We start from the raw sequence: 13673 nt of genomic DNA on the forward strand, positions 1-13673 counted from the left end.
GCCTCCACCTCCGCCTCCACCTCCGCCTCCACCTCCGCCTCCACCTCCTCCGCCGCCGCCTCCTCCGTATGAAGGACAGGAACTCTAGTCATCGCGGCGACTTCTGATTCCATAGCCGGATTCAGCCCCATGACCATGGGCCCGTCGGACAGGCGCCTGGCATGGGGCTGTCTTCTTTTCCTGGTGGCGGCGGCCTGGCGATGGGCCGGCCTGAAACGCGCGGACGCGCTCTTCTTTACGGTCGCCGCGGCCTCGCTGCTGGCGCTCTACTTCCTCTCCGGCCGGCGCCCGCTGAAACAGGATGCCTTTTTCTGGCTGGGCCTGCTCTTCCTCGCCTACCTGGGCCTTCAGTTGTGGAACACCGGGCGGGAACTCCAGTATGACGCCGATGCCCGGCGCTGGCTCTACTCTCCCCCGCCCCATCCGCGGCTCCCGTGGTCTTTCACCCGCCGGGAGGCGGCACAAATGCTTTACTGGTTTTTCCCCGCCTGGGTGCTCGCGCTCTGCCTGCGGGCTCCCGGGATGACACGGAAGAACCTGGGGCTGGTGATGCGCGGCCTGGTCTTCACCGGCGGGGCGCTGGCCCTATGCGGAGCGGTCCAGTTCCTGTCGGGCTCGCCGCACCTGATCTGGCGCATGCCGCCGCGCGCGATTTCTTTCGCCTCCTTCGGCTACGCCAACCACGCGGCGGCCTATTTTCTCCTGCTGGCCGGCGTGGCCGCCGGGCTGCTGTTCCGGCAGGTGTTCCGCCGGGACCGGCCGATGAGCCGCTTGACGGTCGCCGGCCTCGCGGTCAGCCTCGCGCTGTGCCTGGCGGGCGCCAACCTGTCCTTAAGCCGGGGAGGCATCCTCCTGGCCTGGCTGCTGGCGGCGTTCACCGCCGCATACGGGATGGTCCGGGGCTGGCGCCTCCTCCGGCCGGCGGCCCGCGTCCACGGACTGGTCGCCGCGGCGGTGGTGGGCACGGCTCTCTATTTCGCCGTGCTGGGCGTCGGGGGCCGGGCCATCCGCGGGGAATTCACCCCTCGCCGCCGGCCGGCGCACCAACTCGTTCCGGGCCTGGCGCAATTCAATCTCGATCTCTCGGATCGTCCGCGCCTCTGGAAGGCCGCCTGGAGCGCGTTCAAGGATTACCCGCTGTACGGGACCGGCGGGTGGGGCTTCCGTTACGTTGTGGCGTTCTATTTGCCGCCGGAGGAATGGGATTACCTCCGCAACAATCCCGGCCGCGCCAACGTCCATTGCGACCCCCTCCAGTTCCTGGCGGAGTTCGGCCTGGCCGGCGGCGGCCTGATGGCGCTGGCGGCCGCCGCGCTGACCGTCCCTCTGCTCGGGCGCGGTGGCCTCCGCGGGGCGGTCTTCACCATGTCATGCGCCGGCTTGCTTTTGGTCGCCGCGTTCAGTCTAATCGACCTGCCGTTTCGCTGTCCCGCCGTGTTGTGGACGTGGACGGCTGTCCTGGCGGCGCTGCCCGGATTAACGGCGCGGGGTCCGTCACCCGAGTTGCTGGTTTCGACCTGACCCCGGCGCCCGACGAGGAGGAGATTGCATGGAACAGAATCAAGGCAGAATGGAAGCGTCCCCGGCGCCCACCCAGGCCCCGGACCCGCAGTCTCTCTATGGAAGCGCCCCCTACTACGGAAGCCTCTACGGCGCGCCCCCGACGGGCGTTGCGCTGCTCGATCCGCGGCGCCTCCTGCGCCGCTGGCGCACCTTCGCCATGGTCCTGGCGCTGGCGGCGGTCGCGGCCGTCGGCTACCTGTGGACCGCCGAGCGCATCTACCGCGCCAACAGCCTGATCGAGTTGAGCGTGCGGCGCCCGCGCATCATGACCCAGCAGCCCGCGGTCATCGAGGAGCAGACCGGCGCGCAGCAGTCCGCCGAGGTGTTCAACACGCGCCTCGAGCGCTTCAAGGGCCGCACCATGCTCCTGGCCGCGCTGGCGCGGCTGGATGCCGACCACCCCGGGGTGTTCTATCCTCCGGATGCCCGCGCCTCGGGGAAGACCTCGCCCGAGAAAACGCTCGAAAAGCGCCTGCGGCGGTTCGAGAAGGGGCTCACCCTGACGCTCGTCCGCCGGTCGCGCCTGATCCGCGTGGAGTTCGAGCACCCCGTCCCGGAAGTGGCGGCGGCGGCGTGCAACGCGTTCACCGCCGCGGCCGAGGCAAACGCCTACGATGAGAACCGGTTGACGTCCGACGCCGCCGTCGTGTGGCTGGAGGCGCAGGCCGAGGTGCAGCGCAAGGAACTCCTGGCGGCCGAAAACGCCCTGCTGGAGTTCCGCCAGAAATACAAGATCGACGCCCTGGAGAGCCAGAGAAAGACGGTGGATGCCGCCCTGCAGGAATTCAACCAGGCGCTCGTCGAGGTCGAAAGCCGCGAGGCCACGGCGCGGGCGCTGTCCGTCCGGCTGGAGGAGCTGAAGCTGGACCCCGAGAAGGCGGGCGACTTCCCGGCGGAGATCCCCCTGGCCGAGGAAATCCGCGCCGCGCTCGAACAGTGGCGCGTGACCGTCGTCGAACGCGACGGCCTGCTGGCCACGTACACGCCGAAACATCCCGAGATCCAGACGCGGGACAACATGGTGGCGCTCTACCGCGAGCAGGCGCTGAAGGTTCTCGAGCGGGCCCGGGCGACCGCGCGCTCGAATCACAAGCTACTGGTGGACCAGGCCGAAACGCTACGCCGTAAGAAGGACGAGCAGATCCAGCTCGCCGCCGAGCTGGAGATCGAGATTGTGGAGCACAGGACTCGCCTGGCCGCCCTGGAGCGGACGCGCGACGCCGCCGACCAGTCGTTCCGCGGCATCCTGACCCGCATCCAGGACGCCCGCATGGCGGCCGACGAAAACACGGCGACCATCAAGACCGTGGATCCGGCGGTCGTGCCCACCCGGCCCGTCCGCCCGCAGCCGATCCGCACGCTGGTCCTGGCGCTGCTGCTCGGATGCATAGGCGGGCTCGGCCTGATCATCCTGTGCGACCTCTTCGAGGACCGGGTCACGGGCCCCGAGGACTTCGAGGGGCGCGGCCTGCCCATCCTCGCCGTGGTGCCGCACGTGAAGGGCGCGGACCGCTCGTCCGTCGCCACCGCCACGATCCGGCAGCGCTTCAGCGAGGTGAGCGAAGCCTTCGCGGGCCTCGGCGCCATGCTCGACTCGCCGCGACACAAGGAGCAGTCGAAGGTCATTCTCGTGGCCAGTTCCATTCCCGGCGAGGGCAAGACCGTGACCAGCTGCAACCTGGCGGCCACGCTCGCGAAGAAAGGCCGGCGCATCCTGCTCGTGGATTTCGATCTCCGCCGCCCGCGGCTCGCGGGCATCTTCCCGATCCCGACCGGGCGGACCGACCTGCTGACGGCGCTGACGGGCCCCAGTCATCCGTTCGTCGGCCTGCCCTGCCCGGCGCCCGATTGCCCGAACCTGGACGTGATCGCCAGCCGGCCGGCCACCAGCAGCAGCCCGGCCGACGCCTTCGGCACGGCGACGGTGGAAAACCTGATGGCCTGGGCGCGAACCAAGTACGACCACGTCGTGCTGGACGCCCCGCCGCTGGGTCTCGTCAGCGACACCCTGGCCCTCGCGCCCCTGGCCGACTTCACGCTCGTGATGGTCCGGCCGGAAGTCAGCCGGAAGCGCCTGACCTGGCACACGATTCACCGCCTGCGGGAGTCCGGCATTCACAGCCTGGGGCTGGTGGTGAACGACCTCGATGTCTCCAGGATGCTCTACAGCACGTACAGCCCCTACTACCATTACCAGCAGCACTACAAGAACTACGCGCCGGCCGGGGAAAATGGCGGCGGTTGACGCATGCTTCCGGGAACGCTCCAGGCCCGCCCGCCGGGAAACAGCGCCCCCTGGCGCTTCCTCACGGCGGGCTACGCCTTCTACGTGCTGTTCATCCTGCTGAACGACCTCACGGGCGGCGAGCGTCAAATCCTGGGCGCCGCGTTTTTCCTGGCCGTCATCACGGCGTGCGCCGCCCGTCATCTTTTCCCGCTTCCCCTGACCGGGCTGACCGTGGCGCTGCTGTTTTCGGCCTTGCTGCCCGCGGTCGCCCTGCTGGCCGGCCTCACCACCGGGGACGACAGCTCGCCGGCCTACGTCATCAAGTACTTCGCCCTCCTGTTCGTCCTCCTGGCGGCCTCTTCGCTCCACCTCGCCCCCCTCTATCGAGCGCCGGAGCGCTGGTGGGGGCTCGGCGCCGTCCTGGCCGTGCTGGCCGTCGGCCTGGTCCAAGGCCTTTCGTTGGAGCGCGTGGAGGGTTCATTCGCCAATCCCAACAATTACGCCCTGGCCGCCATGAGCCTCCTGTTCTTCGTCGATCACGCGCGGGATCCGCGGTGGTTCATCCTCGGGACGCACGCGCTCGTGTTTGTCCTGATCCTTCTCTCCGGCACCATGGGGGCCCTGGCCAGCTACCTGGCCGGCCTCGCCGTCGCGCTGTTGCACACGCGCCTCGCGAAGCTCACGTATGCCTCGCTGGCCGCGGCCGCCCTGCTCGGCGCGATCGTGTTGATCATCTTTCGCACCGTCGATCCGGAGGCCCTCGCCGAAATGCGGTACATCGGCCCCCTCTGGTCGAAGGTCTATGTCGCGCAGCAGCATTACGCCGACCTCGCCGCGGGCGAAGACCTGAATTTCTGGGAATTGGGCAACGAGTATGGCGGCGTGGAATATACCTCCTCGATCTGGCGCCTCGCGCACTGGCGCGAAACGCTGCGGGAATTCCGCCGCGCCGGCGCATTCGCCCGGCTCCTCGGCCACGGGATCGGCTCCAGCAGGGTCTTCCTGGAGAAACTACCCCACAACGATTATCTCCGCCTGCTGTTCGAGGTGGGCATCCTCGGCCTGCTGGCCAACCTCGCCGCCTGGTTCATCCTGTACCGGCGCACCGAGCTGGCCGCCCGCGGACCCGCCATCATGATGGCCGCCTACGCCTTCACCGAGAACAACCTCGACAACTTCCTCGTGATGAGCCTCTTCGCCCTGTTCCTGGCCAGCGCGGCCCGCCCGGCGCCCGGCGCCGCCGGGCCCCCGGGGGCGCCGCCATGAAACCGGTCTGCTTCCTCAATAACCACCTCTGCCTCCGCGGAGGCTCGGAACGCGTGATGTTCGAAGAGGCGGCCATGCTCCGCGGCCGGGGCCACGAGGTGAGCTTCTTCGGCTGCCGCGGCCCCAGCGACCTGGAGCAGGAGCATGCCGCGCTCTACCCGCCGCGCGTCGCCATCGAGCAACTCCGCGGGTTCGGCAAGTGGCGGCACGCCCTGCGCGTCGTGTATAATCCGGCGATGGGCCGCGCGTTCCGGCGGTTCCTGGACGTCGCGCGGCCCGGCATCCTGCACGCCCACAACATCTACGGCGGCCTGACCACCGCGGTCCTCGACGTCGCCCGGGAGGCCGGGCTCCCCGTGGTCCTGACCGTGCACGACTACAAGCTGGTGTGCCCCTCGTACCTCGCGCTCGATCACGGGCGGGTCTGCTCGGCCTGCGCCGGCGGACGGTTCTACCGCTGCCTGTTGAAACGGTGCCACAAGTCCAGTCTCGCTGCCTCGGCGCTCTACACCGCGGAGGCCTACCTCGTCGCCTGGGGGAAAAAGTATGCGCCGATCCGGCGGTTCATCTGTGTGAGCCGGTTCGCTCGGCAGACGCTGCTCGACAACGGTTACGCCCCCGACCGCCTGGCGTACCTGCCGAACAGCGTCGAAACCGCCGGCGTAGTGGCCTCGCCCGGCGAAGGCGCGCATGCGCTGTACGCGGGCCGCCTCTCGATCGAGAAGGGCGCCCGCACCCTCCTGCGGGCCATGAAGGGATTGGACATCCCCCTGCGCGTGGTCGGAGACGGTCCCCTGCGCGGCGAACTGGAGGCCGAGTCCGCCCGCCTGGGCCTGCGGGGCCGCGTGACATTCGCGGGATACCAGTCCGGCGAGGCGCTGGCCCGGGAATTCCGCGAGGCGGCCTTCCTCGTCATTCCGTCCGAATGGTACGAAAACGCCCCGATGAGCGTGCTCGAGGCGTTCGCCCACGGCAAGCCCGTCATCGGCGCGGACATCGGCGGCATCCCCGAGATGGTCGAGCCGGGCCAGACCGGCCTGCTCTTTCCGGCCGGCGACGCCGACGCCCTCCGCGAGCGCATGGACACCTTGGGACGCGACCGCGCCCGGCGGGAGGAAATGGGCCGCGCGGCCCGGCGGCGCGCGGAAGAAGAGTTTTCGCCCGAACGGCACGCGGAGGAACTGCTGGAAGTTTATGAAGATTGCCTTCGCCGTGGTTAAGAACGTCGCCCGGGGCGGCGGAATCGAACGATACACCGAGGAACTCGGGGCGCGGCTGGTCTCCCGGGGCCATGGCGTCCGGGTCTACTCCATGCGCCACCACGGCCGCATCGAGCCCGACTACCGGGGGATGCGGATTACCGGGGTGCCGTGCCTGCCGTTCACCCCCACGGAAAAAGTGAGCGCGGGCGTGGCGGCCGCGATTCACGCCGGCCTGTCGCCGTGGGCGGACGTCGTCCACCTCCATTCTGTCGGGCCCGGCGTCATGGGCTGGTTCACGCGGCTCTGCCGCAAGCCCACGCTGATCCAGTTCCACGGCATCGAGTGGAAGCGGACGCGGTGGTCGCGGTTCGGCCTGTCGGTGCTGCGGAGCCTCGAGCGGTGGTCCATCCGCGCCAACCGCCACGTCACCGCCGTCTCGCGGACGCAATGCGAATACTTTCGAGCCGAGTACGGCATCGAGGCGCGGTACATCCCGGGCGGCGCGGACGTCAAGGAGCCCCGGCCCGCGCACGAGCTGTATTCCCTCGGCCTTGAACCCGGGCGCTACGTGCTCTTCGCCTCGCGGCTGGTCCGCGAGAAGGGCGCCCATGTCCTGGTCGAGGCCTTCCGCCGTCTCGCCGCGCCGTGCAAGCTGGTGCTCGCCGGCGACGTGCCCGGCGAGGACGCCTACCGGGATGAACTGCGCCGCCTGGCGGGCGACGATCCCCGGATCGTCTGGCCCGGCTTCGTCCAGGGCGCGCTGCGGGACGAGCTGTTCAGCCACGCCCGCGTGTACGTGCAGCCGTCCGACGTGGAGGGCCTGTCCCTCGCCCTGCTGGAGGCCATGGGCCGCGGGCTCTGCTGCCTGGCCAGCGACATCCCGGAGAACGCCGAGGCCGTCGCCGAGGCCGGCGTCCTGTTCCGCCGGGGCGATGCCGCCGACCTTGCGGCGAAACTCCAGGATCTGCTCGACCATCCCGACACCGCGGCCACGTATGGCGGCCGGGCCGCCGCTCGCGTCCGCCGGGAATACTCCTGGGATCGCATCGCCGACGAGTTTGAGCGATACTACCGGGAAATCATTCTCGGAGCCGCCCGGCATGAATAAGCGCAACGACACGATCCGGTTCGCCAGCATCATCGTCACCTACCGCTGCAACGCGCGCTGCCACATGTGCCATACGTGGCAGCACCCGACGGACCCCGCCGAGGAAATCGGCGCCGCCGACCTGGCCCGGCTGCCGGACATCCCCACGCTCAACGTCACCGGCGGCGAGCCCTTCCTGCGCGACGACCTGCCGGAACTCCTGGACGTGCTGCGCGGCAAGGCGCGGCGGGTCGTCGTCAGCACCAACGGCTACCTCACCGACCGCATCGTCGAGGTCGCGCGGCGGCATCCCTGGATCGGCGTCCGCGTCAGCATCGAGGGCCTGCCGAAGGCCAACGACGAGCTTCGGGGGCTGCCCGACGGCTTCGACCACGGGCTGCGGACCCTGCTCGCCCTGCACCGGATGGGCCTCAAGGACATCGGGTTCGGCATCACCCTCTCCGACCGCAACGTCGCCGACCTGCTGGACCTCTACACGCTCTCGCAGATGATGGGCCTCGAATTCGCCACCGCCGCCGTGCACAACGCCTACTACTTCCACAAGACGGACAACCGGTTCGAGCGGCCCGACGCCGCCGTCGAGGCGCTGGAGAAGCTGATCGATGCCCTGCTCCGCAGCCGGCGGCCGAAGGACTGGTTCCGCGCCTACTTCAACCACGGCCTGATCGAGTACATCCGCGGGAACCCGCGCCTGCTGCCCTGCGCCATGGGCGGCGAGTCGTTCTTCCTCGATCCCTACGGCGAGATCCGTCCCTGCAACGTCATGGAGCGCAGCATGGGGAACATCCGCCAGCGCGACTTCCGGGACATCTGGCGCGGCCCCGAGGCGGAGGCGATCCGCCGGGAGGTGGCCGGCTGCGGCCGGCACTGCTGGATGATCGGCAGCGCGGCGGAACCGATCAAGCGGAACCCCTGGACCGTCCTGCGCTGGATCCTGCGGCGCAAGCTCCTCTCCCCGCGCGTCCGCAACAAAACACGTCACAGCCGTGAGTGATCTTGTTACGGCCGGGACGGCGGACGGCGGTTTCTTCTTGTGAGCACCGCCGTCTTCCGGCTTCATACTCGCCGTGCGCGAAATCCCGTACAACTACACCTCGGCGGACGACGGGCAGGTGATCCGGTTCCTGTTCGGGGAGGAGACCTGGGCCCGGTGGGAGGGCCTGCGCGCCAAGCGCGTCACCGGCCGGTCCGCCCGCCTGCTCCTGCGCGTCATCGGCGACCTCTTCGTGCTCAAGCGAAACCCCTTCATGATCCAGGACCTGCTGGACCATCCCCGGCGGCAGGCCGCGTTCTTCGAGGAGATGCGGAGCGAGCTCAAGACCGTGCGCGCCGGGGCCGGCCCGAACGAGGATGTCCTGCGGATCGTGGAGCAGTGCGAACGGGTCGCGGGCGAACTGGCGGCGGCGCTCGCCGCCGCGCCCGCGCGCCGCACGCAGATCCGCCGGCGGCTCGGCGCGATCATCGGCGAGGACAACGTCCTGTTCGACCCCTTCGCCCTCGTGTGCCACGCGACCGACGCCACCGACTGGCGGCTGTGCCTGCCCGCCGCGGTCGCGCGCCCGGGCCGGGAGGAAGAGGTCGCCCCCCTGCTCGCGGCGATCCGCGGGCTCGGGCTCCACGCGATCCCGCGCGGCGCGGGCACCGGCCTGACCGGCGGCGCCGTGCCCCTCCGCGAGAACTGCGTGATGGTCAATACGGAGAAGCTCAACCGCATCCGCGGCCTTTCCGGGAACGCGCTGGCCGTCGAGGCGGGCGTGATCACCGACGACGCGATCGAGTACGCCCGCCGGCGCGGCAAGGTCTTCGCCACCGACCCCACCAGCGCCTGGGCGTCCACGATCGGCGGCAACCTCGCCGAGAACGCCGGCGGCAAGACCGCCGTGCTCTGGGGCACGGCCATCGACAACGTGCTCCGCTGGCGGATGGCCCTGCCGGACGGGACGAACCTCGAGGTCCGGCGGCGGGCGCATCCCGGCCGGAAGATCCGGCCCGACGATACCGTGGAATTCGAGGTCGCCGGCGAGGACGGCCGCGCGCGGCAGACGATCACGCTCCGGGGCTCGGACCTTCGCAAGCCGGGCCTGTGGAAGGACGTGACGAACAAGGCGCTGGGCGGCCTGCCCGGCCTGCAGAAGGAGGGCACCGACGGGATCATCACGTCGGCCGAGTTCATCCTCCACGAGCCCTACCCGCAGCGGCGGACCTTCTGCCTGGAGTTCTACGGCGACGACATGGACGAGGCCAGCCGCGTGATCGTCGACATCTCGCGGGCGTTCGAGGCGGGCGGCGGCGAGGCGCTGATGGCGCTGGAGCATTTCGACGACCAGTACGTGCGCGCGATCGGCTACAAGAACAAGGCCCCGCGCGCCCGCCCGCCGAAGGCGGTCCTGCTCATCGATCTCGTCGGCCATACGCCGGACCAGCTGGCGGCCGGATCGCGGAAGCTGGAGGCCCTGCTCCACCCCTATCCCAACACCTGCCTGTTCGCGGCGCGCGACGACGCGGAGGCCGCCCGGTTCTGGCAGGACCGCAAGAAGCTGGGCGCCATCGCCGCGCACACGAACGCCTTCAAGCTCAACGAGGACATCGTCCTGCCCCTTGAGGCCCTCGCCCGGTTCGCGCGCTACGTGGACGGGCGCAACAACGACGAGAACCGGCGCAACCAGCAGTGGCTCGCGGCCGAGTTCGGGCGGCGCATCGAATCGGCCGCCGTCGCCGAGGACGCGGAATGGTACTCGGGCAAGATCCCGCGCGCGCGGCAGCTGTGCGCCGAGGCGGCGGAGCAGCTCGGGCGCGCGGCGCCCGAGGACCTGCGCAGCGAGCGCGTCATCCGGGAACTGCGGGCCGGGCTCGGTCAGCTCGTCTCCGGCTACCGCCAGATCGAGGCGGACCTGGACGCGGCCGAGCGCCACGTGCGGTCCCGCCGCATCGTGCTCGCCACCCACATGCACGCCGGGGACGGCAACGTCCACGTCAACATCCCCGTCTTCTCGAACGACCGCGACATGATGGAGCGGGCCGCGCGCGAGGCGGACGGGGCCATGCGGACGGCGGTGGAGATGGGCGGCGCGGTCAGCGGCGAGCACGGCATCGGCATCACCAAGCTCAAGCACCTCGAGCCGGAGCGCATCCGCGAACTGGACGAGCACCGCCGCCGCCTGGACCCGGACGGGCTCCTGAACCCGGGCAAGCTGCAGGATACCGGCGCGCTGGACGCCGTGTTCACGCCGTCGTTCAACCTGCTGGAGCTGGAGGCGCGCATTCTCCGGCACGGCTCGCTGGAGGAGCTGGCGCTGAAGATCGCGAAGTGCGTCCGGTGCGGCAAGTGCAAGGCGGACTGCTGCGTGTTCTATCCCGCGCGGAACCTGTTCTACCACCCGCGCAACAAGAACCTGGCGATCGGCGCGCTGATCGAGGCGCTGCTCTACGACGCGCAGCGCTCGCGCTCGACCCGCTTCGAGGGCCTGCGGTTCCTGGAGGACCTCGCGGACCACTGCACCGCCTGCCACAAGTGCCTCAAGCCGTGCCCCGTGGACATCGATACCGGCGAGGTCTCGATCCTGGAGCGGAACATCCTGAAGGCGCGCCATGTCAAGCACACCCCGGCGCCGACGCGCCTGACGCTGGCCTACCTCGAAAGCCGGGGCCCGCTGGTCAACCGCCTGTTCCGGGCCGGCGTGCTCCGCGCGGGCGGGGCCGGCCAGCGGCTCGCGCACCGCGTGGCGGCCGCCTTGCCGAAGACGCTGGTGAAACACGTGCCCGGCCACGCCCTGCTGGCCTCGCCCCTGCCGCCCGCGCCGCCGGGGACGCTGCGCGACCGGCTCCCGCCCTGCAAGGACAACCAGGCCCTCTGCTTCCGGCCGGAAGGAGCGCCGAAGGCTTCCGTCTTCTACTTCCCCGGCTGCGGCTCGGAGCGGCTGTTCTCCGACGTCTCGCTGGCCGCGCTCTACCTGCTGGTCAAGACCGGGAACCAGGTCGTCCTCCCGCCGCCGTTCCTGTGCTGCGGGTTCCCGGCCTACGCGAACGCCGACGGCGAACGGCACAACCGCATCGTGCTGCACGACACGATCGTCTTCAGCCAGATCCGCGACATGTTCGGCTATCTCCGGTTCGACGCCTGCGTGGTGAGCTGCGGCACGTGCATGGAAGCCCTGCGCGCGATGGGACTGGAGGCCGTCTTCGGCGGCCCGCTGCGCGACGTGTCGGAGTTCGTCCTCGCCGGCGGCGCGGAGTTGCCCGGCGGCGGCGCGCCGGCGCTCTACCACGCCCCGTGCCACGATTCGCTCGCGGGCGGCGGCCCGGCGCTGCTGGCGCGCGGCGGCGCGGGCCCGGTCGAGTCCGTGCCCCACTGCTGCTCCGAGGCCGGCACGCTGGCCTTGAGCCGGCCCGACATTTCCGGTTCCATGCTCCAGCGGAAGGCGGACTCGCTCCGGGCCGCGTCGGAAAAGGCCGGGACGGGCCTGGTCCTCACCAACTGCCCGTCCTGCCTCCAGGGCCTCGGCCGGAACCGTAGCATAGAGCCCCGCCACTTGGCGGTCGAGTTCGCCCGGCGCCTGGGCGGCCCGGACTGGGCGCGCGAGCTGGAGGGATTCATCCGGGCGGCGGAAATCACGACGTTCTGACCGGCGGGAGGAACCCCGATCCGCGCGTAGGGACCTTCGACCCTATGCCCTCCCGCGCAGGTTCTCCTTTGCGTTCACGGCTCGCGGGGACGCTCCCCCTCCGGACGAGGAAGCTATCTGCATCGTATAGGTAGCGTTATGGAGGGCGAGCGTCCCCGCGAGCCGCACAGACAGCGCCGGGCGCAGGGATTGCCCAAGCGACCGCCATCCTTACGCGCGGATTGGGGGCGCCTGACCCTTCTTGTGGATCGGCCGGTCGCGATATAGTATCCGACATTATGCCCAGCACACTGGTTCACCTCGGCGTGCAGGGATTGGCATCCAGGATCGTGTTCCGGACGGCCGACCTGAAATGGGTCTTCCTCGGGCTCGTTATTCCCGACGTGCCGTGGATCATCCAGCGGGCCATCCGCGTGCTGCCCGTCTCGCCCGACCCCTACGCGCTGAAACTCTACGGCGTGGTCCAGTCGTCGCTGGCGTTCTGCCTGCTGCTGGGCGCGGCGCTGGCCCTGCTCTCCGCGTCGTTCTGGAAGACCTGGGCCGTGCTGGCCTTCAACTCGCTGCTGCACCTGCTGATCGACGCGGCGGAACAGAAGGGCGGCAACGGCGTGTTCCTGTTCGCCCCCGCGAGCTGGCGGATGACGGACGGGGACCTGCTGCCGGCGGAGGGCTGGGCGATCACGCTGCTGACGGCGCTGGGCGTGGCCGTCGGGCTATGGGGCCTCTACCAGCAGGCCCGCGCGCCGGCCGGCCCGATCCTGCCCGTCCGCGGCGGCCGCGGGCTCGCGGCCGCGGCGGGGCTCGCCGCGTACGGGCTGCTGCCCCTGGCGTTCCTGCAAGGCCCGCTCCGGGCCGACGCGTTTTCGATCCGCACGCTCCAGGACGTCGAGCACCGGCCGGGCCGGGCGGCGGCGTTTGACCGCGCGGTCTACCTGCCCGGGGACGGCGGCCGCCTGCGCCTGTTCTCCGGGGAGATCCTGCGCGTCGAGGGCCTGCCGCTGGACCGGCAGCAACAGGTGACCGCCAGCGGGGTCTTTACGGCGCCCGACCTGTTTCGCGTCGACCGCTGGACGCCCCACACGCCGCACTACCGGGACTCCCTCACGGGGCTGGGGCTTGCGTTCGGCGCGGCGATGTGGCTTCATGCCGGTATCCGCCGGATGCGCCGCACATGGAAACCATAGTCAGCATGGGCTCGAACCTGGGCGACCGGCTGACCGCCCTGACGATGGCCCGCCGCCGGATCGCCGAGTGGCCGGACGTCCGCATCGCGGCCCAGTCGCCCGTGTATGAAACCGAGCCGGTCGGCGTGCTGGAGAAGTACAGCCACCTTCGTTTCCTGAACGCCGTGCTGGTCCTGGAAAGCCCGTGGGACGGCCACGGCTGGTACAAGCGCCTCCACGCGCTCGAGGCCAAGCTGGGCCGCAAGCGCGGGCTGGACCGGTTCATGCCGAGGACGATCGACCTGGACATCGTCTGCGTCGGGAACACATCCTGCCAGAGCGGCGGGCTGGTGATCCCGCACCCGCACTGGAAGGAGCGCCGCTTCGTCGTGCAGCCGCTGGCGGATATCCGGCCCGACCTGGTGATCCCGGGCGAGACTCGCACGGTGCGGCAGGTGCTGGAGGCCCTGCCCCCGGAACCGAAGGTCGCGCTTTTCGCCAAGGAATGGTAAGGTACTTTCC

At 70.2% G+C, this 13673-nt stretch carries 10 protein-coding genes; all 10 read left to right on the top strand.

The annotated features are described in order from the left end of the window. Nucleotides 1-88, top strand: an 88-nt coding sequence (locus KA248_07005) for a DUF2497 domain-containing protein (protein MBP7829650.1), incomplete at its 5' end; no start/stop codon positions are given. Between the two features lie 41 nt (nt 89-129). Next, complete coding sequence (locus tag KA248_07010) at nt 130-1521, top strand: O-antigen ligase family protein (protein ID MBP7829651.1); 1392 nt, start codon at nt 130-132, stop codon at nt 1519-1521. Nucleotides 1522-1549: 28 nt separating this feature from the next. Beyond that, on the top strand, nt 1550-3808 hold the full coding sequence (locus KA248_07015; protein MBP7829652.1) for an AAA family ATPase: 2259 nt from the start codon (nt 1550-1552) through the stop codon (nt 3806-3808). Nucleotides 3809-3811: 3 nt separating this feature from the next. Then, nucleotides 3812-5056 carry a hypothetical protein gene (locus tag KA248_07020; GenBank protein MBP7829653.1) on the top strand — a complete coding sequence of 415 codons (1245 nt, stop codon included), beginning with the start codon at nt 3812-3814 and terminating at the stop codon, nt 5054-5056. Then, on the top strand, nt 5053-6276 hold the full coding sequence (locus KA248_07025; protein MBP7829654.1) for a glycosyltransferase: 1224 nt from the start codon (nt 5053-5055) through the stop codon (nt 6274-6276). The genes KA248_07020 and KA248_07025 overlap by 4 nt, the downstream gene beginning before the upstream one ends. Continuing rightward, nucleotides 6251-7366 carry a glycosyltransferase family 4 protein gene (locus KA248_07030; protein MBP7829655.1) on the top strand — a complete coding sequence of 372 codons (1116 nt, stop codon included), beginning with the start codon at nt 6251-6253 and terminating at the stop codon, nt 7364-7366. The genes KA248_07025 and KA248_07030 overlap by 26 nt, the downstream gene beginning before the upstream one ends. Beyond that, nucleotides 7359-8360 (top strand): radical SAM protein, encoded by a 1002-nt coding sequence (locus tag KA248_07035; protein ID MBP7829656.1) that lies wholly within the window; start codon nt 7359-7361, stop codon nt 8358-8360. Before KA248_07030 ends, KA248_07035 begins: the two co-directional genes overlap by 8 nt. A gap of 73 nt (nt 8361-8433) precedes the next feature. Next, a complete protein-coding gene (locus tag KA248_07040; GenBank protein MBP7829657.1) occupies nt 8434-11988 on the top strand; it encodes a DUF3683 domain-containing protein in 3555 nt (1184 codons plus the stop codon). Between the two features lie 278 nt (nt 11989-12266). Continuing rightward, nucleotides 12267-13172, top strand: a complete 906-nt coding sequence (locus tag KA248_07045) for a hypothetical protein (protein MBP7829658.1) — start codon at nt 12267-12269, stop codon at nt 13170-13172. Beyond that, nucleotides 13160-13663 (top strand): 2-amino-4-hydroxy-6-hydroxymethyldihydropteridine diphosphokinase, encoded by a 504-nt coding sequence (gene folK, locus KA248_07050; GenBank protein ID MBP7829659.1) that lies wholly within the window; start codon nt 13160-13162, stop codon nt 13661-13663. The genes KA248_07045 and folK overlap by 13 nt, the downstream gene beginning before the upstream one ends. Nucleotides 13664-13673 lie beyond the last annotated feature (10 nt).

It is taken from the genome of Kiritimatiellia bacterium (assembly GCA_018001225.1).
GTDB lineage: Bacteria > Verrucomicrobiota > Kiritimatiellia > CAIQIC01 > JAGNIJ01 > JAGNIJ01.

Bases quoted from the DNA above. Each gene is read 5' to 3' on its own strand.
- KA248_07010 (MBP7829651.1), top strand. From the start codon at position 130: ATGACCATGGGCCCGTCGGACAGGCGCCTGGCATGGGGCTGTCTTCTT.
- KA248_07015 (MBP7829652.1), top strand. From the start codon at position 1,550: ATGGAACAGAATCAAGGCAGAATGGAAGCGTCCCCGGCGCCCACCCAG.
- KA248_07020 (MBP7829653.1), top strand. From the start codon at position 3,812: ATGCTTCCGGGAACGCTCCAGGCCCGCCCGCCGGGAAACAGCGCCCCC.
- KA248_07025 (MBP7829654.1), top strand. From the start codon at position 5,053: ATGAAACCGGTCTGCTTCCTCAATAACCACCTCTGCCTCCGCGGAGGC.
- KA248_07030 (MBP7829655.1), top strand. From the start codon at position 6,251: ATGAAGATTGCCTTCGCCGTGGTTAAGAACGTCGCCCGGGGCGGCGGA.
- KA248_07035 (MBP7829656.1), top strand. From the start codon at position 7,359: ATGAATAAGCGCAACGACACGATCCGGTTCGCCAGCATCATCGTCACC.
- KA248_07045 (MBP7829658.1), top strand. From the start codon at position 12,267: ATGCCCAGCACACTGGTTCACCTCGGCGTGCAGGGATTGGCATCCAGG.
- folK (MBP7829659.1), top strand. From the start codon at position 13,160: ATGGAAACCATAGTCAGCATGGGCTCGAACCTGGGCGACCGGCTGACC.